At 74.2% G+C, this 21046-nt stretch carries 23 protein-coding genes and 1 pseudogene; 13 read left to right on the forward strand and 11 right to left on the reverse strand.

Features of this window, described 5'->3' with window-relative positions:
* On the forward strand, positions 1-885 hold an 885-nt coding region (locus tag V6U79_RS26600), incomplete at its 5' end, for a glycosyltransferase family 9 protein (RefSeq protein ID WP_334616271.1).
* Positions 869-1852, forward strand: coding sequence for a DNA topoisomerase IB (locus V6U79_RS26605; protein WP_334616272.1), 984 nt, complete (start codon positions 869-871; stop codon positions 1850-1852). The genes V6U79_RS26600 and V6U79_RS26605, both read left to right, overlap by 17 nt.
* Positions 1853-2013: 161 nt before the next feature.
* On the opposite strand, the gene V6U79_RS26610 is transcribed toward V6U79_RS26605, so the two are convergent.
* The 5 genes from V6U79_RS26610 to V6U79_RS26630 form a co-directional block, all read right to left on the reverse strand.
* Positions 2014-3048, reverse strand: coding sequence for a helix-turn-helix domain-containing protein (locus V6U79_RS26610; protein ID WP_334616273.1), 1035 nt, complete (start codon positions 3046-3048; stop codon positions 2014-2016).
* Between the two features lie 128 nt (positions 3049-3176).
* Positions 3177-3680: a hypothetical protein gene (locus V6U79_RS26615; RefSeq protein WP_334616274.1), complete on the reverse strand. Its 504-nt coding sequence runs from the start codon at positions 3678-3680 to the stop codon at positions 3177-3179.
* 52 nt (positions 3681-3732) lie between these two features.
* Positions 3733-5364, reverse strand: coding sequence for a RecQ family ATP-dependent DNA helicase (locus V6U79_RS26620; protein WP_334527068.1), 1632 nt, complete (start codon positions 5362-5364; stop codon positions 3733-3735).
* 62 nt (positions 5365-5426) lie between these two features.
* Positions 5427-6377: a TIGR03557 family F420-dependent LLM class oxidoreductase gene (locus V6U79_RS26625; RefSeq protein WP_334616275.1), complete on the reverse strand. Its 951-nt coding sequence runs from the start codon at positions 6375-6377 to the stop codon at positions 5427-5429.
* Positions 6378-6455: 78 nt separating this feature from the next.
* A complete protein-coding gene (locus V6U79_RS26630) occupies positions 6456-6581 on the reverse strand; it encodes a hypothetical protein (RefSeq protein ID WP_334527072.1) in 126 nt (41 codons plus the stop codon).
* Positions 6582-6721: 140 nt separating this feature from the next.
* Here V6U79_RS26630 and V6U79_RS26635 point away from each other — a divergent pair, with 140 nt between their 5' ends.
* The gene (locus tag V6U79_RS26635) at positions 6722-8206 is read left to right on the forward strand and encodes a glycoside hydrolase family 3 protein (RefSeq protein ID WP_334616276.1); all 1485 of its coding nucleotides are present in this window, start codon (positions 6722-6724) and stop codon (positions 8204-8206) included.
* Positions 8207-8220: 14 nt separating this feature from the next.
* Here V6U79_RS26635 and V6U79_RS26640 read toward each other — a convergent pair whose 3' ends face one another.
* Both V6U79_RS26640 and V6U79_RS26645 read right to left on the reverse strand, forming a co-directional pair.
* Positions 8221-8508 carry a GNAT family N-acetyltransferase gene (locus V6U79_RS26640; protein WP_334616277.1) on the reverse strand — a complete coding sequence of 96 codons (288 nt, stop codon included), beginning with the start codon at positions 8506-8508 and terminating at the stop codon, positions 8221-8223.
* Positions 8505-9731, reverse strand: coding sequence for a cysteine desulfurase-like protein (locus tag V6U79_RS26645; RefSeq protein WP_334616278.1), 1227 nt, complete (start codon positions 9729-9731; stop codon positions 8505-8507). The genes V6U79_RS26640 and V6U79_RS26645 overlap by 4 nt, the downstream gene beginning before the upstream one ends.
* Positions 9732-9833: 102 nt before the next feature.
* Here V6U79_RS26645 and V6U79_RS26650 point away from each other — a divergent pair, with 102 nt between their 5' ends.
* From V6U79_RS26650 to V6U79_RS26680, 7 genes and pseudogenes are all read left to right on the forward strand, one after another.
* Positions 9834-10199, forward strand: a complete 366-nt coding sequence (locus tag V6U79_RS26650) for a hypothetical protein (RefSeq protein WP_334527078.1) — start codon at positions 9834-9836, stop codon at positions 10197-10199.
* Positions 10200-10261: 62 nt separating this feature from the next.
* Positions 10262-11083 (forward strand): DUF1206 domain-containing protein, encoded by an 822-nt coding sequence (locus V6U79_RS26655; RefSeq protein ID WP_334616279.1) that lies wholly within the window; start codon positions 10262-10264, stop codon positions 11081-11083.
* Between the two features lie 75 nt (positions 11084-11158).
* The gene (locus V6U79_RS26660; RefSeq protein WP_334616281.1) at positions 11159-12355 is read left to right on the forward strand and encodes a mechanosensitive ion channel family protein; all 1197 of its coding nucleotides are present in this window, start codon (positions 11159-11161) and stop codon (positions 12353-12355) included.
* A 185-nt stretch (positions 12356-12540) separates the two neighbouring features.
* A complete protein-coding gene (locus V6U79_RS26665) occupies positions 12541-12975 on the forward strand; it encodes a phage holin family protein (protein WP_334527086.1) in 435 nt (144 codons plus the stop codon).
* Positions 12972-13163, forward strand: a pseudogene (locus tag V6U79_RS29900) (DUF3618 domain-containing protein); the annotation flags it as partial. The gene V6U79_RS26665 and the pseudogene V6U79_RS29900, both read left to right, overlap by 4 nt.
* 245 nt (positions 13164-13408) lie before the next feature.
* Positions 13409-13669 carry a DUF4235 domain-containing protein gene (locus tag V6U79_RS26675; protein WP_442933331.1) on the forward strand — a complete coding sequence of 87 codons (261 nt, stop codon included), beginning with the start codon at positions 13409-13411 and terminating at the stop codon, positions 13667-13669.
* Positions 13670-13979: 310 nt separating this feature from the next.
* Positions 13980-14183 (forward strand): cold-shock protein, encoded by a 204-nt coding sequence (locus V6U79_RS26680; protein ID WP_007075740.1) that lies wholly within the window; start codon positions 13980-13982, stop codon positions 14181-14183.
* 158 nt (positions 14184-14341) lie between these two features.
* Here the strand turns inward: V6U79_RS26680 and V6U79_RS26685 are convergent, their stop codons facing one another.
* Together V6U79_RS26685 and V6U79_RS26690 are read right to left on the reverse strand one after the other, a co-directional pair.
* The gene (locus V6U79_RS26685; RefSeq protein WP_334527095.1) at positions 14342-14536 is read right to left on the reverse strand and encodes a hypothetical protein; all 195 of its coding nucleotides are present in this window, start codon (positions 14534-14536) and stop codon (positions 14342-14344) included.
* 79 nt (positions 14537-14615) lie between these two features.
* Entirely contained in the window at positions 14616-15599 is a 984-nt protein-coding gene (locus V6U79_RS26690) for an aldo/keto reductase (RefSeq protein ID WP_334616282.1), read from the reverse strand.
* Between the two features lie 85 nt (positions 15600-15684).
* Here V6U79_RS26690 and V6U79_RS26695 point away from each other — a divergent pair, with 85 nt between their 5' ends.
* On the forward strand, positions 15685-16473 hold the full coding sequence (locus V6U79_RS26695) for a trans-aconitate 2-methyltransferase (protein ID WP_334616283.1): 789 nt from the start codon (positions 15685-15687) through the stop codon (positions 16471-16473).
* On the forward strand, positions 16470-17489 hold the full coding sequence (locus V6U79_RS26700) for an adenosine deaminase (protein WP_334527104.1): 1020 nt from the start codon (positions 16470-16472) through the stop codon (positions 17487-17489). Before V6U79_RS26695 ends, V6U79_RS26700 begins: the two co-directional genes overlap by 4 nt.
* A gap of 438 nt (positions 17490-17927) precedes the next feature.
* Here the strand turns inward: V6U79_RS26700 and V6U79_RS26705 are convergent, their stop codons facing one another.
* Together V6U79_RS26705 and V6U79_RS26710 are read right to left on the reverse strand one after the other, a co-directional pair.
* Complete coding sequence (locus tag V6U79_RS26705) at positions 17928-19331, reverse strand: HAMP domain-containing sensor histidine kinase (protein WP_334616284.1); 1404 nt, start codon at positions 19329-19331, stop codon at positions 17928-17930.
* 29 nt (positions 19332-19360) lie between these two features.
* Positions 19361-20050 carry a response regulator transcription factor gene (locus tag V6U79_RS26710; protein WP_222957637.1) on the reverse strand — a complete coding sequence of 230 codons (690 nt, stop codon included), beginning with the start codon at positions 20048-20050 and terminating at the stop codon, positions 19361-19363.
* A 73-nt stretch (positions 20051-20123) separates the two neighbouring features.
* Here V6U79_RS26710 and V6U79_RS26715 point away from each other — a divergent pair, with 73 nt between their 5' ends.
* A complete protein-coding gene (locus V6U79_RS26715; protein ID WP_334527114.1) occupies positions 20124-21044 on the forward strand; it encodes an ADP-ribosylglycohydrolase family protein in 921 nt (306 codons plus the stop codon).
* The last annotated feature ends 2 nt before the right edge of the window (positions 21045-21046 follow it).

Genomic DNA, 21046 nt, shown 5'->3' on the forward strand with positions numbered 1-21046 from the left:
CGCACCGCCCACCCCGACCAGCAACTCACCCTCGCCGCACCCACCTGGCTGACACCCCTGATCAACCTCATCGGCGGCATCGACCGACTGCTGCCCACCGACGGGCTGGAGCACCTCGCCTGGTCCGGGCCGGCGCCGGCCCTGGCGGTCAACCTGCACGGACGCGGCCCACAGTCACACCGCATGCTCGCCGCCGCCCGTCCGCGCCGGCTGCTGGCCTTCCGCTGCCCGGCAGCCGGGCACCAAGACGGCCCCGACTGGCACCCCGAGGAACACGAGGTCGACCGCTGGTGCCGACTCCTCGCCTGGTACGGCATCCCCGCCGACCGCACCGACCTCACCCTGCACCGACCGGAACCGCAGCGGATGCCGACCGGAGTCAGCATCGTCCACCCTGGCAGCAAGATCGCCGAGAAGCGCTGGCCGGCGCACCGGTTCGCCGCGACCGCCCGGGAGCTGGCCGGCCGGGGGCACCGGGTGGTGGTAACCGGCTCGGCGGACGAGCGGGAGCTGGCGGTGCGGGTGGCCGCGGCGGCGGGGCTGCCCGAGGCGGCGGTGCTGGCCGGGGAGACCGACCTCGGTGAGCTGGCCGCACTGGTCGCCCACGCCCGCCTGGTCATCAGCGGCGACACCGGCATCGGACACCTCGCCACCGGCTACGCCACCCCCTCCGTACTGCTCTTCGGCCCCGTCCCACCCGCCCGGTGGGGCCCACCCCCGGACCGGCCGTGGCACCGGGCGCTCTGGGTCGGTGGGCGGGATTGGACCGATGCGCCGGGGGTAGGAACGCATCCGACGTTGGCGGCCCTGCCCGTGGACGAGGTGCTGGCCGCCGTGGACGAAGCCGAAGAGGCGGTGCGGGTCTCCGGTGCGATTGCGGCGTAGTGATCCGGGTCGAGCGGGCTACGGGCGCCGCCGGGCCGGCAAGGGCTGGGTCTTCCTCGACCCGAGGGGCGAACAGGTCCGTGACCCCGACGAGCTGGCCCGGCTCGACGAGCTGGTCATCCCGCCGGCCTGGCAGAGCGTCTGGATCTCGCCGTATCCCAACGGGCACATCCAGGCGACGGGGATCGACGCGGCCGGCCGCAAGCAGTACCTCTACCACCCGGAGTGGCGGCGCAAGCGGGACGAGGCCAAGTTCGACCACGTGCTGGAGGTCGCCCACCGGTTGCCGAAGCTGCGCGAGCGCGTCGCGCTCGACCTCCACGGCCGCGGGCTCAACCGGGACCGGGTCCTGGCGACGGTGGCAAGGCTGCTCGACATGGGGATGTTCCGGGTGGGCAACGACCAGTACGCCGTCGGGGAGGACGCCACGTTCGGGGTCTCCACCCTGCGCCCCGAACACGCCCGGTCCCGGGGTGGCTGCGTGGTCTTCGAGTTTCCCGCCAAGGGCGGCATCGACCAGGTACGCCGGATCGAGGACCCCGAGCTGTGCCGGGTGCTGACCAACCTGCGCCGGCGTCGTCGCGCCGAGGAACGCCTCTTCGGCTACTGGGACGGGCGGGTCTGGCGCGACGTGCGCAGCGACGAGGTCAACGAGTACCTGCGCGACGGCAGCGGCGGGGAGATGACGGCGAAGGACTTCCGTACCTGGCACGCGACGGTGCTGGCCGCCACCGAGCTGGCCACGGTGGGGGTGCGGCGCTCCGTCACGGCCCGCCGCAAGGCGGTGGTGGCGGTGATGCGGGACGTCGCCGAGCTGCTGGGCAACACTCCGACGGTGGCGCGCACGTCCTACGTCGATCCCCGGGTGGTGGACCTCTACCACGACGGGGTGGTGGCCCCGGTGCGGGCCGACTCGCCCCGCGAGGAGGCCGAGCGCCGGGTGCTGGAGCTGCTGAAGGCGGTTTGACCGGCCCCGTCGTCGATCCTGGGGGAAGAGCGACGGGGCCGGAGTTCTGAGCGGCCGGATCAGCTGCGGGGCGGCAACCCGTGACCAGTGGTCACGGGCGCCACCCTGCGGCCCCCCGTTGCCGTGGGCCGGAGGACGGTCACCCGACCGCCGGCCCGCAGTCAGTATGTCGGCCCGGAGTTGATCGTGGACGCCGTGCGGTTGACGATCCGTGCCTGTTCCCCGTGCTCCGCCCGGTACGCCTGCGGGGTCGTCCCGTACGCCGCCCGGAACGCCCGGCTGAAGTGCGCCTTGTCCGGGAACCCCCAGCGCGCCGCGATGGCCTGGATCGGCCGGTGGGCCGACGCCGGGTCGGCGAGGTCGCGCCGGCACCGGTCCAGCCGCAGGTCCCGCACGTACGCCGCCACGGTCGTCGCCTCCGACTCGAAGAGCCGGTGCAGGGTGCGGACCGAGACGTGGTGGGCGTCGGCGACCCGTTGCGGGCTGAGCGCGGCGTCGCCGAGGTGGCGCTGGATGTATCCGCGCACCTGGCTGAGCAGGGCCCGGCGGCGGACCTCCCGGGGCACCTCGTCCTCGGCCACCAGGTGCCGGCCGAGCAGGGTGGAGATCAGGTCGAGGCCGACCGCGCCGAGCCGGTCGGCGTCCGCCGCGTGGTACTGCTCGGAAGCGCCGGTGAGCTGCACGAGGTACTGGGCCAGCAGAGCGCCCACCCCTTCGGTGCCCGACATCCGGCCGGCGAGCAGGGGGGCGAGCCGCTCCGGTGGCAGCGGCAGCGCGCCGTACGGGATCAGCGCCACGATCGAGCTGGCGGACGCCCGTCCGTCGTCCTCGCCCAGGTGGCTGACCTCGTGCGGGCGCGACCCGTCGTAGAAGGTGAACTCGCCCGGCCCGACCACGCTGTGCCGTCCGGCCTGCCCGGACGCGCCGGTGCCGGTGGTGGTGAGGGCGAGGAGGAAGTAGTCCACCTCGGTCTGGCGGGCCAGCTTGGCGGTCCGGACGGCGTCCAGCGACGGGTAGCGGTAGCGGACCAGCTGGATCGGGCCGAGCCCGATGATCTCGGCCCGGGCGGCGAAGTCGTCGGCGTGCGCGCTGCGCATCCGCAGCGGCGCGGCGGTGCGGGCCACCAGGTCCAGCCACATGCCGAACCGTTCGCCCGGCGGCAGCAGTTCGGTGTCGATGACGTCCCGGTGCAGCATCGTCCCGCCTCCCGTCGACCGGCGCTGTCGGCCCATTGTCGACGACCGGTCGGACCACTCGGCCGGCGCCGGCCCGGTCCGCGCCGGCCCTGGTGGGGGATCGACGCGAACCCGGCGGCAGGCGCGCGTCAGTCGTTGAGCACGTGCGAGAGCCGGTCCCGGAACCGCCGCTCCGAGTCGGTGACCGGGTCGCCACCGAGGCCCAGCAGGCCGCCGCTGGAGGCGGCGCCGACCACCTGCTCGGCGATCTCGACCAGCCAGTGCTTGTACGCCCCGGCCTCGCCCTCGTCCACCTTGGTGGCCAGCAGGGCGGCTGCCGCGCCGGCCCGGGCCAGCACGTCGTCGATCAGCGCCTGCGGGTCGGCCGGCGCGATGACCGGCATCTCCTCGCCGGCCTCCGGGTCGCCGACCCGGGACACGATCTCCCCGGCGACGGCCGCGACCAGCGGGCTGGCGGACTCCCGGCCGGTGGAGATGGTCTCCAGGCCCGCGGCGTTCTCGGCGCGGGTGCGCCGGGAGCCGTCGGACTCGGCCGCGCTCGCTGCGGTCAGCACCGACTGCGGCAGCCCGACCAGCAGTCCCCACTCCTCGTCCGAGAACCCGAACCCGGTGTACGCCGGCTGTTCGATCACGCTCGATCCCCTCTCGCCCTGGTCATCGTTGTCGGTGGTGCGCCCGGTCAGGCTAGTCCAGCGTGAGCAGGCCCTGTTCGGACACCACACGTACGGAGAGCGTCTTGTAGCCCACCTCGTCGAAGAGCACCGTCATCCGGTCCTCCTCGTAGTTCAGCACCAGGCCGGGTCCCCACTCGGGGTGCCGTACCTGGCTGTGCACCGGGAACGGGCCGACCGCCCCGCTGTCGGCGGTGCTGGTGCCGGCGTAGCAGTTGTCGCAGTGCCCGCAGACCTCCGACATCTGCTCGCCGAAGTAGGCCAGCAGGGCCTGGCTGCGGCAGCCGGTGGTCTCGGCGAAGGCCCGCATCATGTCGGTGCGGGACCGGGTCACCGTCTGCTGGCGTTCCGCCTCGGCCAGCGCCGCATCGGCGGCGGCGACCGGCTGCGGGGAGTAGCGCGGTGCCCCGATCTTCTGCTTCTTCCGGGGCTCGGCGGCCCCGACCTGCTCCAGCAGGGAGACGTACTGGCCCAGCTTGCGGGGACCGAGCCCGGTCAGCTCGCGCAGTTCCTTCTTCGTCCGGGCCTTGCCGCGCAGCAGCGCCGCCAGGTCCCGCAGCTCGGTCGGGTCCGGCAGGCCGCCGCTGAAGTAGCGTTGCAGCCCGACGTCCTCGGCCCGCCAGAGCAGCAGCACCCGGGCCGGTTCCCCGTCGCGGCCGGCGCGGCCGATCTCCTGGAAGTAGCTGTCCGGGGAGTCGGGCAGCGCCATGTGCACCACCCAGGCGATGTTGGGCTTGTCGATGCCCATGCCGAACGCCGAGGTCGCCACCATGATCGGCACCTGGTCGGCGAGGAAGGCCTCGTGCAGCTCGTTGCGGGCGCCGGTGGGCATGCCGCCGTGGTAGTACTCCGCCGGGAACCCGGCCTCGGTGAGCCGCTGGGCGAGCTCCTCGGCGGCCCGTCGGGTCGGCACGTAGATGATCCCGGGCCGCTGGTCGTCGCGGAGCAGCGCGACCAGCCGCCGCCAGCGGTAGTCGTCGGTGGGGCAGTGGGCCACCTCGAGGAAGAGGTTGGGCCGGTCCAGCCCGGAGACCACCACCTCGGGGTCGCGCAGCCGCAGCCGGGCGACGATGTCGTCGCGGACCGGGGGCGAGGCGGTGGCGGTCAGGGCCACCACCGGCGGCCGGCCGATGCCGTCGATGAGGTGGCCCAGCGCCAGGTAGTCGGGGCGGAAGTCGTGCCCCCAGGCGGAGATGCAGTGCGCCTCGTCGATCGCGACGAGGGCCGGCTTCAGCGCCGCCACCTCGGCCATCCGGTCGGGGTTGCTGAGCTGCTCCGGGGTGATGAAGAGGAACTCGGCACGGCCCTCGCGGACCTCCGTGATCGCCTCGGCCTGCTGGGTCGGGCTCTCGTCGGAGCTGATCCGTACCGCCCGCAGCTCGGGGCGCTGCCGTTCGTTGAGCGCGGCGATCTGGTCCTGCTGCAACGCGAGCAGCGGGGAGATCACCACCGTCGGTCCGGGGATCAGGCTGGCCGGGATCTGGTAGATCGCCGACTTGCCGGCTCCGGTGGGCAGGACCACGAGGGCGTCGCGTCGTTTCATCACCGCGCGCATGGCGGCGAGCTGGTTGGGCCGCAGCGTGGTCCAGCCGAACAGGCTGCGCGCCGCGCGGCGCAACGTCGTCGAGTGTGTGGACAGCTTCATCGAGGGCCGGAGGTACCCGAGGAGATCAGCGCCGAAACCGCCGGCGACTCCCGATCCGGCGATCAGCGCAGGCGGGGCAGCACCTCGCGCTGGTAGAGGTCGAACAGGCCCTGGAAGTGCGGACCGGTGTTGGCCACGTACACCTCGTCGAAGCCGGCCTCGGCGTACCGGTTGATCATTTCCAGGTGGGCGTCGGCGCTGTTGCCGCAGACGAACGACTCCTTCATCATCTCCGGCCGGACCAGTTGGGCGGCCTGCTCGAAGTGGCGCGGCGAGGGGAGCACCTGGGTCAGCTCACCCGGCACGCCGGCGTTCGGCCACTTCTCGTACGCGATCCGCATCCCCTCGTCCTCGCTGTCGGCGTACGCCGCCTTGAAGCCGGCCTGGCACGGCTTGTCGCCGCCGCCGCTCTCCCGGAACCGGCGGACCATGTCGGCGTCCGGCATGACGCTGACGTAGCCGTCGCCGATCCGGGCGGCCAGGTCGATCGCCTTGGGGCCGAAGCCGGAGACGTAGATCGGTGGGGGAGTGTCGGGCCGGGTGTAGATCCGGGCGTGTTCGACCGTGTAGTGCTTGCCGTGGTGGTTGACGAACCCGCCCCGCCACAGCTCGCGCATCACCTGGACCGCCTCCTCCAGCATCTCCAGCCGGACGTCGGCCTGCGGCCAGGCGTCGCCGAGGATGTGCTCGTTGAGCGCCTCGCCGGAGCCGACGCCGAGCACGAACCGCCCGGAGTGCAGCACGGCGCTGGTGGCCGCGGCCTGGGCGAGCACCGCCGGGTGGATGCGGACGGTCGGGCAGGTCACCGCGGTGGTGACGGGCAGCGAGCAGACCTGGCTGAGCGCGCCGATGGTGGACCAGACGAAGGGGCTCTGCCCCTGCGCGTCCACCCACGGGTGGTAGTGGTCGGAGATCCACAGCGCCTCGAAGCCGGCCCGTTCGGCGCCGCGCGCCTGATCCAGCAGCTCCGCCGGGGGGTACTCCTCACTGGACAGGAAGTAACCGATCCGCATGACGTCTCCCTCGCTCCTCGCCCGCGCCGCACGCGCGGGACCACTGGAGGGCGGTACCCGCGGGACGGGGGATGAGTCTCAGCGCCGGCCGAACATGGCCCGGATGGCGGCGAACAGCAGCAGGCCGCCGACCACCACGCCGAGCAGGCGTACGCCGGGGATGTCGGCCGGCGAGGTGGCGTCGGCGAGCAGCACGGGATCCATCTCCGCACTGTCGCACGACGTCCCGGGCCCCGCCAGGGCCTAACAGTAAGGTTTCTTGACTATTTCGTCGCGCGGTGTGACCATGGCAGCACCGCGACGGCGTGGGACCGTCGGTCACGACACGGGGGTACGGGGGCGGCATGACCGAGCGCAACCTGGCGGGCCTGGCGGCCGCCGTCCTGCAACCCGGCTTCGTCGGCGCCACCCCACCCGAATGGGTGTGCCGGTGGCTCGGTGAGGGCCTCGGCGCGGTCGTCCTCTTCGCCCGCAACGTGGTCGACCCGGACCAGCTGGCCGCCCTCACCGCGACGCTGCGCGCCGAGCGCCCCGACGTCCTCGTCGCCATCGACGAGGAGGCCGGCGACGTCACCCGCATCGAGTCGGCCCGGGGCAGCTCCCGGCCCGGCAACTTCGCCCTCGGCGCGGTGGACGACCCGGCGCTGACCGAGGAGGTGGCCCGCGACCTCGGCGTGGAACTCGCCTCGCTCGGCGTCACCCTCAACTACGCCCCCGACGCCGACGTCAACAACAATCCGGCCAACCCGGTCATCGGGGTACGCGCCTTCGGCGCCGACCCGGGCCTGGTCGCCCGGCACACCGCCGCCTGGGTCCGCGGCCTCCAGTCCGCCGGCGTCGCCGCCTGCGCCAAGCACTTCCCCGGTCACGGCGACACCCGGGTCGACTCCCACCACGACCTGCCCCGGATCACCGCCGACCGGAGCCGGCTCGACGCCGGGGAGCTGGTCCCGTTCCGCGCGGCGGTGGCCGCCGGCGTGCAGGCTGTGATGACCGGCCACCTGCTGGTCCCGGCCCTGGACCCCGACCTGCCGGCCACCCTCAGCCGGCGGATCCTCGGCGACCTGCTCCGCGACGAGCTCGGCTTCTCCGGCGTGGTGGTCACCGACGCGGTGGAGATGCGCGCCGTCGCCGACCGGTACGGCTTCGCCGGCGCCGCCGTCCGGGCCCTGGCCGCCGGGGCGGACGCGATCTGCGTGGGCGGGGAGCGGGCCGACGAGGAGGCCGCCCGCCAGCTGCGCGACGCCATCGTGGCCGCGGTGGTCGCCGGGGAGCTGCCCGAGGAGCGGCTCGCCGAGGCGGCCAAGCGGGTCGGCCAGCTCGCTGCCTGGACCGTGGCCGCCCGGGCCGCCCGTCCGGCCGGCGCGGCGGTGTCCCCCGACGGCTCCCCGGTCGGGCTGGCCGCCGCCCGCCGGGCGCTGCGGGTCAGCGGGGACGCCGCCGGCGTCCTGCCGCTGACCGGCGCCCCGCACGTGGTGGAGTTCGCCCCGCCGCGCAACATCGCCATCGGCGCGGAGACCCCCTGGGGGATCGCCGCCCCGCTGACCGAGCTGCTGCCCGGCACCACCACCGTGCGGCTCGCGGAGGCGGACCTGCCGGCCGGCCCCACCGCCGCCGCCGGCCGGCCCGTGGTGCTGGTCGTCCGGGATCTGCACCGGCACGACTGGATGCGGGCCGCCGTCGCCCGCGCCCTCGCCGAGCGCCCCGACGCGGTCGTGGTCGAGCTGGGCGTGCCCGAGCTGGTCACCGGCCGGGTGCACGTGGCCACCCACGGCGCCACCCGGGCCGGCGCGCGGGCCGCCGCCGAGCTGCTCGCCGGGGCCGCCTGAGCGCCTCCGCCGCGCTACGCCGCCGTGATCACCAGGTCGGCGTACTCGGGGTGCCGCTCGAGGTAGGCCCGCACGAACGAGCACTCCGGCACCAGCCGGCCGCCCTGCTGCCGCACCTGCTCCAGGGCGCCCTGGACCAGCGCCGCGCCGACCCCCATGTTCCGGTACTCGGGGCGCACCTCGGTGCGGGTGAAGATCCGCACCTCGCCCCGGGGCTCGTACGCGGCGAAGCCGGCCAGCGCGTCGTCGACCAGGATCTCGAAGCGGTGCTTCGCGGGGTTCTCCTCGACCAGGAAGCTCACCGGGCCATTGTCTCCCCCCGCGCGGCCAGCCGGTCCAGTTCGGCCAGCAACCGGTCCACCTCCTCGGCGGTGTTGTAGTGGTACACGCTGGCCCGCACCGCGCCGCCGCGCTCCCGCAGCCCCATCGCCTGGAAGTACTCGTAGGCGTAGTAGTCGCCGGAGGAGAGGCAGAGCCCGGCGCCGCCCAGCGCGGCCGCCAGCCCGGCCGGCGACCAGCCGGCCAGCCGGAACGACACCGTCGGGCAGCGCCGCGCGGCGGCGCCGTACCCGGTAACCGCCGGGCGCGCGGCCAGCCCGGTCAGCAGCCGGTCGAAGAGCGACTCCTCGTACGCCTGGGCCGCGGCCAGGCCGGCGCGGACCCGCTCCCGGCGGTTTCCGGTCGCGGTCGGGTCCAGCCCGGCCAGGTGGTCCACCGCGGCGGCCACCCCGGCCAGCAGCGGGAAGCTCGGCGTGCCGGCCTCGAAGCGGTCCGGCACGGCGTCGGAGGAGGGGAGCAGCTTGGCCGGGCGCAGCTCGGCCCAGCGGGCCGGGTCCGCCACCATCGCGGCCAGGTGCGGGCCGGACCACTTGTAGGCGCTGGTGACCAGGAAGTCGGCGCCCAGCGAGGCCAGGTCGGTCGGGCCGTGCGGCACCGAGTGCACCCCGTCGACGCAGACCAGCGCCCCGGCCGCGTGGGCGGTCTTGGTGATCGCGGCGACGTCCGGCGCGGTGCCGATCGCGTTGCTGCCCGCCGTCACCGCCACCAGCCGGGTCCGCTCGCCGACCAGGTCGGCGTACTGGCCGGCCGGCAGCTCGCCGGTCACCGCGTCGAACTCCGCCCAGCGCACGGTCGCACCGGCCGCCTCGGCCGCCTGCACCCAGGGCCGCACGTTGGCGTCGTGATCCAGCCGGGACACCACCACCTCGTCGCCGGGCCGCCAGGTGTCGCCGAGGGTCCGGGCCAGGGTGTACGTCAGCGCGGTGGCGCTCGGGCCGAGCACCACCCCGTCCGCCTCGGCGCCGAGCAGGTCGGCCACCGCCGACCGGGCGGCGGCCACCAGTTCCAGCGAGCGCCGGCCGGGCAGGAACGCGGTGGTGCGGTTGCCCAGCGCGGTGCGCATGGCCTCGGCGACCGCGTCGATCACCGACTGCGGCGTCTGGGTGCCGCCGGCACCGTCGAAGTGGGCGAATCCCTCGGTCAGGGCGGGGTAGGCGGCCCGGGTCCGGGCGATGTCGAACGGCATGACCGGACCCTAGCCCGCCGCGGCCGGGCGGCGTCCCGCGCCGGACTCCCCATGATCACCTCATCGGTGCCGCGGTGGGCGGCGTCTCGTACCCTTGATCGGGTGACGACCCCCTCCGTTATCCCTCCCCGCACCCCTCTCCGTCGGACCGCCGGCCTGCTGGCCGGCCTGGCGCTCGGCGCGGCCGTGCTCGCCGGATGCAGCTCGGACAACGCCGACACCGACTGCGCCCTGGACGCCTGCACGGTCACCTTCGACCGCGGCGTGGACGCCAAGGCCACCATCCTCGGCGTCGACGCCAAGCTGATCGGCGCCGAGGGCGACCAGGTGACCGTCGAGGTCGCCGGCGAGCAGCTCTCCCTCACCACCGGGCAGCAGGCCACCGAGGTGGGTGGTTTCGCGGTCACCCTGGACAGCGTGACCGATCAGCAGGTCAAGATCCGCGTGGCGCGCGGTTCTGCCAGCTGACGCCGTCCGGGCGGCGGTAAACCCCAGGTTTGGGGATCTTCGCGATCGGAGACTGTGGCGCCATGTCACTCACCCGGAACGCCGAAGCCACCGCCGCCCGCACCGCGGACAGCCGCTGGCTGGAACTCCTCGCCCGGGCCGGCTTCATCGGCTACGGGATCGTGCACCTGCTCTTCGCGTGGCTCGCCCTGCAGATCGCCTTCGGCAAGCCGGGCGAGGACGGCGACCAGTCGGGTGCGCTGCGGACCATCGCCCAGCAGCCGCTGGGCAAGTTCCTCGTGATCACGATCGCCGTCGGCCTGCTGGCGATGGCGATCTGGCAGGGGCTGGAGGCCGCCGTCGGCCACCGGGCCGAGCAGGGCCGTGAGCGGGTGGTGGAGCGGCTCGCCTCCGCCGGCCGGACCATCGTCTACCTCTACTTCGCCTGGACCGCGTTCAAGGTCTTCAAGGACGCCGGGTCCAACAGCGCCGACCAGCAGGAGGCGCTGACCGGCAAGCTGATGGCCTCCGGCGGCGGCCGGCTCCTGGTCGGGCTGGCCGGGGTGGTGCTGGCCTGCATCGGTGTCGGCCTGGTGATCTACGGCCTGGTCAAGCGCTTCGAGAAGCACCTCAAGACCGGCCAGATGAGCCCGAGGACCCGGACGCTGGCCCGGCGGCTCGGCGTCGCCGGCTACGTCGCCAAGGGCGCCGCGTACACCGTCGCCGGCCTGCTGATCATCATCGCCGCCGTGAAGTACGACCCGGAGAAGGCCCGGGGCCTGGACGCCGCGCTGCGCGCGCTGCGGGACCAGTCCTACGGTCAGGCGCTGCTGGTGCTGGTGGCCCTCGGCATCGCGGCCTTCGGTACGTTCTGCTTCCTCCAGTCCCGGTACCGAAAGGTCTGAGGTGGTCGATTCCGGAAACGCCGGGCACCATAGGGCCTTTGCCCGAACCTGATCGTCCGGCCGGAGGGAGAACCTGTGCAGAACTACCTCGAAACGATCGCCGCCGCGGCCGCCGCGGCGGCGATCGCGCTCCTGCTCGTCGAGGTGGTGCACCGCCTGGTCCGTCGGCTCGGCCGGCGTTCCCTGCTGATGACCGAGCTCACCCAGCACGCCCACCGCTCGTTCCAGGCCGCCGCGACCGTCCTCGCCGTCCAGTTCGCCGTCCGGCTGAGCACCGGGTACGCGGTCGGCACGCCCTGGCGCCAGGTGGTGCTGCACGGTCTCGTGCTCGCGGTGGTGGCGGCCACCGCCTGGCTGGTCGCCTCGCTGCTGGTGGTGGTCGAGGACACCGCGCTGGCCCGGTTCCGCACGGACGTGCCGGACAACCGGCACGCCCGCCGGGTGCGGACCCAGGTGGTGCTGCTGCGCCGGCTCACCATCGCGGTGATCGTGGTGCTGGCGGTCGGCGTGATGCTGATGACCTTCCCGGCCGTCCGGGGGATCGGCGCCGGCGTGCTGACCAGCGCCGGTGTGGTCGGCGTGGTCGCCGCGCTGGCCGCGCAGAGCCTGCTGGGCAACGTCTTCGCCGGCCTCCAGCTCGCCTTCAGCGACGCCGTACGCCTCGACGACGTGGTCGTCGTCGAGGGGGAGTGGGGCCGGATCGAGGAGCTGACCCTCAGCTACGTGGTGGTGCAGATCTGGGACGACCGCCGGCTGATCCTGCCGACCTCCTACTTCACCAGCACCCCGTTCCAGAACTGGACCCGCACCGAGGCCGCCGTGCTGGGCACCGCGGAGTTCGATCTGGACTGGGCGGTCCCGGTGCAGGCGATGCGGGAGGAGCTGCGGCGGCTGGTGGAGAGCACCGAGCTGTGGGACGGCCGGGTCTGCGTGCTCCAGGTGACCGACGCGACCGGCGGCACGATCAAGGTCCGGGCGCTGGTCAGCGCCGCTGACGCGGGCAGCCTCTGGGATCTGCGCTGCCTGGTCCGGGAGCACCTGGTGGCCTGGATCCGGGACCACCGGCCGACGGCGATGCCGAGGAGCCGGACCGAGGTCGGCGACGCGGGCGGCGCCCTGCCCTGGCAGTGGATCACACCCCGCCGGCCGGTCCGCCGACGCCAGGACGCCGAGCTGCCCGACGACGCCCGGGTCTTCGGCGGCAGCGACGACGGCGAGGCGCGCAGCGAGGTCTTCGTCGGCCCCGAGGAGACCGTCGACTCCCGCCGCTGACCGTCCCGACCGAGCCCCCGCGCCCGCCGTCCCCGGCGGTCCGCGGGGGCTCGGTCGTGTCCGCTTCCGCGTTTCGCCGGACGTTGCGGCCCGTCCTGCGGTCAGATGTGACTGGGGTACTGCACGCAGGATTGACGGGCGGCGACTCCGGGCATACAGCGCGGTGATGATGAAAGGAGGACAGCATGGCTGACGTCGCGAACCACCGCACGTCCCGGACCGGGAGCGAGCCGTCCACCGCCGAACTGGTGCAGCGGGCCACGGAACAGGTCTCTCGCCTGGTGCGGGACGAACTGGCGCTGGCCCGGGCGGAGCTGACCCAGAAGGGCAAGCACGCCGGCATCGGGATCGGTCTCTTCGGCGGCGGCGGAGCCCTGGCCCTGTACGGGTTGGGCGCCCTGGTCGCCACCGCGATCCTGCTGCTGGACCTGGTACTGCCCGCGTGGGCGGCCGCCCTGATCGTGGCGGTGGCGCTCTTCCTGGTCGCCGGGGTGCTCGCCCTGGTGGGCAAGAAGCAGGTCAGTCAGGCGGTCCCGCCGGTTCCGCAGGCGACGGTACGCAGCGTCCGGGCGGACGTGGACACCGTCGCCGCCGCGGTGAAGGACAGGGGACGGGCATGACGGGCAACGGGACCGGCGACACGGAGGCGCTCCGCGAGGAGATCCGGCGTACCCGGGTGGAGTTGGGCGAGACGGTGGAGGCCCTGGCCGCCAAGGCGGACGTCAAGGCCCGGCTGCGGGAGTCCGCCGGGCAGGCGAAGGAGCGACTGCGCGAGCGGGCCGGGGTGACCGTGGCCCGGCTGCGCGGGCAGGCGGTGCAGAAGGCCGGACACCTGCGGGGCCAGGCCGAACAGGCGCGTGGGCAGGCTTATCAGAAGGCCGAACACATGCGGGGTCAGGCGACCCAGAAGGCCGAGCTCGCCCGGGAGCAGGCGCAGGAGAAGGGCGAGCTGGTACGACGCAACCCGACGCCCTTCGCCGTCGTCGCGGCCGGTGCGCTGGCCACCGTGGTCGTGCTGCTGATCGTCCGGGGGAGGCGCAGGTGAGCAGGAACATCGGCAGGGCGGCGTACAAGCCGGTCGGCGTGGCGCTCGGTCTGGCCGCCGGCACGGTCGCCGGGGTGATCTTCCGGCAGATCTGGAAGGTGACCGCCGGCGACGGTGAGGCGCCCAGCCCGACCGACGAGGACCGCGGCTGGGTCGAGATCCTGGCCGCCGCGGCGCTCCAGGGCGCGATCTTCGGGGCCGTCCGGGCCGCCGTGGACCGAGGTGGAGCGGTCAGCGTGAAGCGGCTGACCGGCCGCTGGCCGGATTGATCCACGCCGTTCCGGCGACCGGTCTCCAGGCGTCACGGCCCCCCTTCCGCATCGACGGACGGGGGGCCTTTCGCATGGTCCCGACAGCCCGCCCAGGGGACCTGAGGCATCCGTCAGGTCACATGTCGGAAAATTTCGTCGGTTAGGCTGTGCAGAGTTTTTGCGTACGTGGTTTGCTGATCCCCGCTGTTGAGAGATGGCGTGGGTTGAGAGAAGTCTCCTACGTGGAGGCCGCCTCAGGCGCCGCTGCTCGAAAACGGCCAATCGGCCGCACGGCGTGCTCGGCCGCCAGTTTTAGAAGGAGATACACATGGCGCAGGGAACCGTGAAGTGGTTCAACGCTGACAAGGGCTTCGGCTTCATCACCGTCGACGGCGGGGGTGCTGACGTGTTCGTCCACTTCTCGGCCATCCAGACCAGCGGCTACCGCACGCTGGAGGAGAACCAGCGGGTGGAGTTCGAGATCGCCCAGGGTCAGAAGGGTCCGCAGGCCGAGCAGGTCCGCCCCATCTGAGCGAGTGCCGGTCGGCAGCCGCCGGCCCGGGTGGATCCGGCCCCCCGGATCAACGAGAAGCCCCGTGTCCTTCCTGGACGCGGGGCTTTCCGCGTTCCCGGTCCCGGCCTGTCCCGGTCCGGCCGATCCCCGTCCCGGGGCGCCGCGACCGGGGCGCTTCAGGTGCGCCGGCGGGCCCGCATGCCGCGCCAGAGCAGCACCAGTCCGATGAGGACCAGCACCGGCCCGACGACCACCCAGATCCGCTGGTCGGTCATCACGCTGCCGCTGACGTAGCCGAGCCCCTGGACGGTCCAGACGGCACCGACCACGACGGCCAGCAGGCCGAGGGTGAGCGTGAGCCAGCCCCTCATCGGTCCCCCCTGCGCGCAGCGGCCCTGCCGTCGGCCCGTGGGGCGGCCGGACCGTCCGCGAGCACACCGTCGGCGTGGCTCACCACCGGTCGTGCACCCGGGGTCGGACCAGCTCGTCGTAGACCGCCCGCACGGTCTCGCGCTCCGTTGTGGTCAGCGGCGCCAGCGCGGCCGCGCCGGCGTTGCCCCGGGCCTGCCCGGCATCGCGGGCCCCCGGGATGACCACGGTGACGCCGGGCTGGTCGATGACCCAACGCAGCGCGAACTGTGCCATCGTCCGGTCCGGGCCCACCAGCGGGGCGAGCCGCCGGACCACCTCCAGGCCGAGGTCGTAGTCGATGCCGGAGAAGGTCTCGCCGACGTCGAAGCTCTCCCCGTGCCGGTTGTAGTTGCGGTGGTCGTCGGCGGGGAAGGTGGTGTGCTCGTCGTACCGGCCGGAGAGCAGGCCGCTGGCGAGCGGTACCCGGGCGATGATGCCCACCCCGGCCTCGGCGGCGGCCCGCAGCACCTGGTCCAGGGGCTTGAGCCGGACCGCGTTGAGGATGATCTGGACGCTGGCCACCCCGGGCCGGGCGATCGCGGTGAGCGCCTGGTCGGAGGTCTCCACGCTGACGCCGTACCCGGCGACGCGCTTCTCGGCGACCAGGGTGTCGAGGGCGTCGAAGACCCGGTCGTCGGCGAAGACCGCCGTCGGCGGGCAGTGCAGCTGCACCAGGTCCAGAGTGTCCACACCCAGGTTGGCCCGGGACCGGTCGGTCCAGGCCCGGAAGTTCTCCACCGTGTACGCCTCGGGGGTCTGCTCGACCCGGCGGCCCATCTTGGTGGCGACGGTCAGCCCGTGCCCGGGCCGGTCGGCCAGGAACCGGCCGATCAGCCGCTCGCTGCGCCCGTCGCCGTACACGTCGGCGGTGTCGAGGAAGGTGACCCCGGCGTCCACGGCGGCGGCCAGCACGTCGAAGGCGGCGGCCTCGCTGACCTCACCCCAGTCGGCGCCGAGCTGCCAGGCGCCGAGTCCGACGACGCCCACCTGCCGGCCGAGCCGGTCGAAGCTGCGCTGTTCCATTCGTCCGAGCCTAGTGACCGGCTTGCCGGGGCGCAGCGGGGACCGTAGGGTTTCAACAAGACGTACGTACGGTATGGAGGCTGCGATGTGGGACCCGACGACCTACCTCCGCTACGCCGACGAGCGGTCGCGGCCCTTCCACGACCTCGTCGCCCGCGTCGCCGTCGACCGGCCACGGGCCGTGGTCGACCTCGGTTGCGGGCCCGGCGCCCTCACCGCCACCCTCGCCACCCGCTGGCCCGACGCCCGGATCGCCGGCATCGACTCCTCCCCGGAGATGATCGACCGGGCCGCCGCGCTGGACGCCCCCGTCGACTTCACCGTCGGTGACGTGCGGCGGTGGCGTCCCGCGCCCGACGTCGACGTGGTCGTCGCCAACGCGGTGCTCCAATGGGTCCCCGGCCACCGGGAACTGCTCACCCGCTGGGCCGGCGAACTGCCCGCCGGCGCCTGGCTGGCGTTCCAGGTCCCGGGCAACTTCGCCGCCCCCTCGCACCGGGCGCTGCGCGAGGTCGCCCGGCGGGAACGCTGGTCGGCCACGCTCGGCCCGCTGCTGCGCGAGGCGCCGGTCGACGACCCGAGCGACTACGCCGCGTCGCTGGCCGCCGCCGGGTGCGCGGTCGACGCCTGGGAGACTACCTACGTGCACCTGCTGCCCGCCGCCGCCGACCATCCGGTGCTGGCCTGGATGGAGGGGACGGCGCTGCGCCCGGTCCGGGCCGCGCTGGACGCCGCGGCCTGGGCGGACTTCCGCGCCGAGTTGGCCGTACGCCTCGCCGAGGCGTACCCGGCGCGGCAGGGTCAGGTGTACTTCCCGTTCCGCCGGATCTTCGTGGTCGCCCGCACCGGCGCCCGTGCAGAGGAGAAGCTGTGACCGACCTGCCCACCTTCATCGCCGGACTGCCCAAGGTGGAGCTGCACGTCCACCACGTCGGCTCCGCCTCGCCGCGGATCGTCGCCGAGCTGGCCGCCCGCCACGAGGGACGCAGCCCGGTGCCGGCGGACCCGGAGGCGCTCGCCGACTACTTCGCGTTCCGCGACTTCGCCCACTTCATCGAGGTCTACCTCAGCGTGGTCGACCTGATCCGCGACCCCGAGGACGTCTGGATCCTCACCCACGAGGTGGCCCGCGAGCTGGCCCGCCAGCAGGTCCGCTACGCCGAGCTGACCGTCACCCCGTACTCGCACGTGCACCGGGGCATCCCCGCTCCGGCGTTCTGCGAGGCGATCGAGGACGCCCGCAAGCGCGCCGAGGCCGACTTCGGGGTCGCCCTGCGCTGGTGCTTCGACATTCCCGGCGAGGCCGGCCTGCCGGCCGCCGAGGAGACCCTGCGGATCGCCCTGGAGGAGCGCCCCGACGGGCTGATCAGCTTCGGCCTGGGCGGACCCGAGATCGGGGTGCCCCGGCCGCAGTTCAAGCCGTACTTCGACCAGGCCCGGGCGGCCGGGCTGCGCTCGGTGCCGCACGCCGGGGAGACCACCGGCCCGCAGACCGTCTGGGACGCGCTGCGCGACCTCGGCGCCGAGCGGATCGGCCACGGCATCTCCGCCGCCGGCGACCCGGAGCTGCTGGCGTACCTGGCCGAGCGGCGGATCGCCCTGGAGGTCTGCCCGACCTCCAACGTGCGGACCCGCGCGGTGCCCCACCTCGCCGAGCACCCGCTGAAGCGGCTCGTCGACGCCGGCGTGCTGGTCACCATCAACTCCGATGACCCGCCGATGTTCGGCACCACCCTCAACGACGAGTACGCCGTCGCCGCCCGGCTGCTCGACGCCGGCCCCGACCGGCTGGCCGCGCTGGCCCGCGACGCGGTGACCGCCTCGTTCCTGGAGCCGGCGGAGAAGGCCCGGATCACCGCCGAGATCGACGCCTACGCGGCGACCGCGTAGCGCTGGGTCGGGGCCGCGGCTCACCGGGCCCCGCTTCCCGGTCAATGATCGACACGGTATTGCGGCGTGTCGGGATGTCCAGCGCCGCTGACACCCCGACACGCCGCAAACCGTGGATCGTGGATCGCCGGCCGGCCCGGCCGGCGGCCTCCCGCGCCGGAGCGCGCTGGCCGATTACGGCGGGGTAGCCGGGTCAGGGCCCCAACTCATCGCCTCACCTCACGACTGTCGGCCGGTGAGGGGGTGCGCGCGGCGGGAGCGGGTGTGGGGGGACCGCACTCCCGCCGCGCGCCCGGGTCCACCGACCGGTGGGTGTCAGGGGCGACAGGCCGGTGGACTGGTGGGTTCGGAACTGATCATGCCAGCCCGGGCCCCGGGCACCGCCGTGGTTAACCCGGATCTAAGGAAGACTTGCGCCGGGCCACAACCCGGCCCCGCTCAGCTGCCCGAGGGACGCTGCCGCGGCCAGCGACGCCCGCCGCTCTTCTGGTCCCGGGCCTCCCGGGCCATCCGGCCGACCAGCCCGAACCGGCTGACCTGCCGGGGCGTCGCCTCCGGATCCGCCAGCAGCATCACCACGCTCGCCCCGCCCAGCCGGGCCCGGTCGATGCTCACCGAGCCGTTGGCCTGCAACGCGACCCGCTTGGCGATGTCCAGCCCCAGCCCGGTCGAGCCCTGGTCGCTGGCGCCCCGGCGCAGCGCCCGGTCCGGGTTGGCGATCCCCGGGCCGGCGTCGTCGATCCGGATCGCCACGTACCCGTCCCGGCGGGAGACCGCCACCTCGAACGCGGTCCCCTGCGGGGTGTAGCGGAAGACGTTGCCGATCACCGCGTCCAGGGCGGCCGCCAGCTCGGCCCGCGGGACCGGGGCGGGGATGCGCAGCTGCGCGCCGCTGACCCGGTGCGGCCGGTTCTGGTCGCCGGCCAGGGCCGCCCAGAACACCATCCGGTCCCGGACCACCTCGCTGACGTCGCACTCCGCCGGCCCGGCCTCGTGGGCGACCGCCTTACGGGTGGTCTTGATCAGCACGTCGATCTCACCCTCCAGGGTGACGATCGCCTGCCGGATCCGCCGGATCGTGCGCCGCCGGTCCAGCTCCGCCGGGGTGAACGAGCCGACGCTGGTGTCGTCGGAGTCGAGCCCCTCGGCGTCGAGCCGCAGCACGGTCAGCGGGGTGCGCAGCCGGTGCGACAGGTCCGCGACCAGTTCCCGCTCGTCGGTGCGGGAGGCGACCAGGCGGTCCGCCATCCGGTTGAAGGCGTAGCCGGCCTCGGCCAGCTCGCGCGGTCCGCTCGGCTCGACCCGTACGCCGAGGTCGCCGTCGCCCACCGCGAGGGCCGCCCGGACCAGGCCCCGGGTGGAGTCCACGGCCCGGGCCGCCACCCGGTCCACCACGATCACCGCCGCGCCGACCAGCGCCAGGGCCACCCCGGCGAGCAGCAGCCAGGTGCCGCCCGCGCCCTCGGACAGCTCGGACTCCGGTACGAAGACCTCCACCACGGCGACCTCGTCGTCGAGCACCACCGGGTCGAGCCGCAGCATTCCGCCGGGGACCTCGGTGAGCACCGACTTCTGCTCGACCCGGGCCCGGTCGAGGTCACCGGCCGAGGCCCGGCCGGCCGAGGCGTCCCCGTCCAGGCCGTGCACCACCGGCCGGGTCGCCGGGTCGTCGCCGCTGGCCTCCACGGCCCGTCGCACGGCCGCCGGGTCGGTGCTGACCGCGAGCGCCCCGGTGACCAGCGCGCCCCGCCGCGCCGCGTCGGCCAGCGCCTCCTCCCGCACCTCGCCGCGCAGGCTCAACCCGAGCGGGATCAGGAAGGCGAGCGCGACCAGCGCGCACATGCCGGCCGTGAGGTAGGCCAGCGCCAGCCTCAGTCCGGGGCCACCAGCCGGAACCCCACCCCCCGCACGGTGCGCAGGTAGCGGGGCTTCGCCGCGGACTCGCCCATCTTTCGGCGTAGCCAGTACAGGTGAACGTCGATGGTCTGGTCCTCGCCGACCGACGGCTGCCGCCATACCTCCTCCAAGAGCTCCCGCCGGGACACTACCCGGCCGGGTCGTGCGGCGAGATACGCCAGCAGGTCGAATTCCTTGCGGGTCAGCGCCAGCGGCTCCCCGTCGAGCACCGCGCTGCGCTCGCCCACGTCCACCCGCAGGCCGCCGACGGTGTGCACCGCCGGCTGCACCGTACGGCTGGCCCGGCCGACCCGGCGCAGCACGGTGGTGATCCGGGCGTCGAGGTGGGCGCCGGTGAACGGCTTGACCATGTAGTCGTCCGCACCGGCGCGCAGCAGCCGGACCACCGACTGCTCGTCGTCGCGGGCGGTGGCGATGATGATCGGCACGTCGGTGATGCCGCGCAGCATGCGCAGCGCGTCCGAGCCGTCCAGGTCGGGCAGGCCGAGGTCCAGCACGACCAGGTCGGGGGTCTCGGCGGCGACCCGACGCAGCGCGTCCAGCGCCGTACCGACCGCGTGCACGGCGTGCCCCCGGTCGGTGAGGGAACGCAGCATCGCGCCGCGTACGACGTGATCGTCTTCGACCAGGAGCACGGTGGCCACGTCAGCACCGTACTGCCCGTGGCAAGTTGATCGCGTTGCGGCGTGCCCGCGGAACGGGCAAGCTGGCACGACGATGCCCTTCACCCTCTTTCCCGACACCCGGCTCTCCCTGGCCCGGGACAGCCTCACCGGTCTCTCCGTCGGCGACGCCCTCGGGTCGCAGTTCTTCGTCCCCGGCCACCACCCCGGGGACATGGCCGCCGGCCGGCTCCCGCCGCCACCGTGGCAGTGGACCGACGACACCGAGATGGCCTGTTCGGTGGTCGCCGAACTCGCCGAGCACGGGGACCTCGACCGGGACCGGCTGGCGTTGGCGTTCGCCGAGCGCTGCGAGCCGTACCGGGGTTACGGACCCGGCGCGGTGACCATCCTGCGGCTGATCCGCACCGGCACGCCGTGGCCGGTGGCCGCCGCCTCGGCCTTCGACGGGCAGGGCTCCTGCGGCAACGGCGCGGCGATGCGGGTCGGCCCGCTCGGCGCCTGGTTCGCCGACTCGACCCGCCGGGCGGCGGACCGGGCCCGGGCCTCCGCCGAGGTCACCCACGCCCACCCGGAGGGCATCGCCGGGGCGGTCGCGGTGGCCGTCGCCGCCGCGCTGGCCGCCCGGGCCCGGCTGGACGGCATCCGCCCCGACCCGGACCGGCTGCTGGCCGCGGTCGCCGCCGCGCTGGACCCGGCCGCCGAGGTGCACCGCCGGACCCGCCGGGCCGCCGGACTGCTCGGCCGGCCGCTGGCCGAGGCCGTCGACGTGCTCGGCAACGGCTCCCGGGTCACCGCGCAGGACACCGTCGCCTTCACCCTCTGGGTCGCCGCCACCCACCTCGAGGACTACCCGGCGGCCATCCGCGCCTGCGTCGAGGCGGGCGGGGACGTGGACACCACCGCCGCGATCGTGGGCGCGGTGGTCGCCGCGTACACCGGGGTGGGTACGCCCGGCGGGGTGCCCGACGGGTGGCTCGCCGCGCGGGAGCCGTTGCCGGAGTGGGCGCGCTGAGC

Source organism: Micromonospora psammae, from assembly GCF_036902725.1.
Lineage (GTDB): Bacteria > Actinomycetota > Actinomycetes > Mycobacteriales > Micromonosporaceae > Micromonospora.

Bases quoted from the DNA above. Each gene is read 5' to 3' on its own strand.
- V6U79_RS26655 (WP_334616279.1), top strand. From the start codon at position 10,262: ATGTCACTCACCCGGAACGCCGAAGCCACCGCCGCCCGCACCGCGGAC.
- V6U79_RS26620 (WP_334527068.1), bottom strand. From the start codon at position 5,364: ATGAAGCTGTCCACACACTCGACGACGTTGCGCCGCGCGGCGCGCAGC.
- V6U79_RS26630 (WP_334527072.1), bottom strand. From the start codon at position 6,581: ATGGATCCCGTGCTGCTCGCCGACGCCACCTCGCCGGCCGACATCCCC.
- V6U79_RS26685 (WP_334527095.1), bottom strand. From the start codon at position 14,536: ATGAGGGGCTGGCTCACGCTCACCCTCGGCCTGCTGGCCGTCGTGGTC.
- V6U79_RS26625 (WP_334616275.1), bottom strand. From the start codon at position 6,377: ATGCGGATCGGTTACTTCCTGTCCAGTGAGGAGTACCCCCCGGCGGAG.
- V6U79_RS26705 (WP_334616284.1), bottom strand. From the start codon at position 19,331: ATGTGCGCGCTGGTCGCGCTCGCCTTCCTGATCCCGCTCGGGTTGAGC.
- V6U79_RS26715 (WP_334527114.1), top strand. From the start codon at position 20,124: ATGCCCTTCACCCTCTTTCCCGACACCCGGCTCTCCCTGGCCCGGGAC.
- V6U79_RS26645 (WP_334616278.1), bottom strand. From the start codon at position 9,731: ATGCCGTTCGACATCGCCCGGACCCGGGCCGCCTACCCCGCCCTGACC.
- V6U79_RS26690 (WP_334616282.1), bottom strand. From the start codon at position 15,599: ATGGAACAGCGCAGCTTCGACCGGCTCGGCCGGCAGGTGGGCGTCGTC.
- V6U79_RS26665 (WP_334527086.1), top strand. From the start codon at position 12,541: ATGGCTGACGTCGCGAACCACCGCACGTCCCGGACCGGGAGCGAGCCG.
- V6U79_RS26680 (WP_007075740.1), top strand. From the start codon at position 13,980: ATGGCGCAGGGAACCGTGAAGTGGTTCAACGCTGACAAGGGCTTCGGC.
- V6U79_RS26695 (WP_334616283.1), top strand. From the start codon at position 15,685: ATGTGGGACCCGACGACCTACCTCCGCTACGCCGACGAGCGGTCGCGG.
- V6U79_RS26610 (WP_334616273.1), bottom strand. From the start codon at position 3,048: ATGCTGCACCGGGACGTCATCGACACCGAACTGCTGCCGCCGGGCGAA.
- V6U79_RS26635 (WP_334616276.1), top strand. From the start codon at position 6,722: ATGACCGAGCGCAACCTGGCGGGCCTGGCGGCCGCCGTCCTGCAACCC.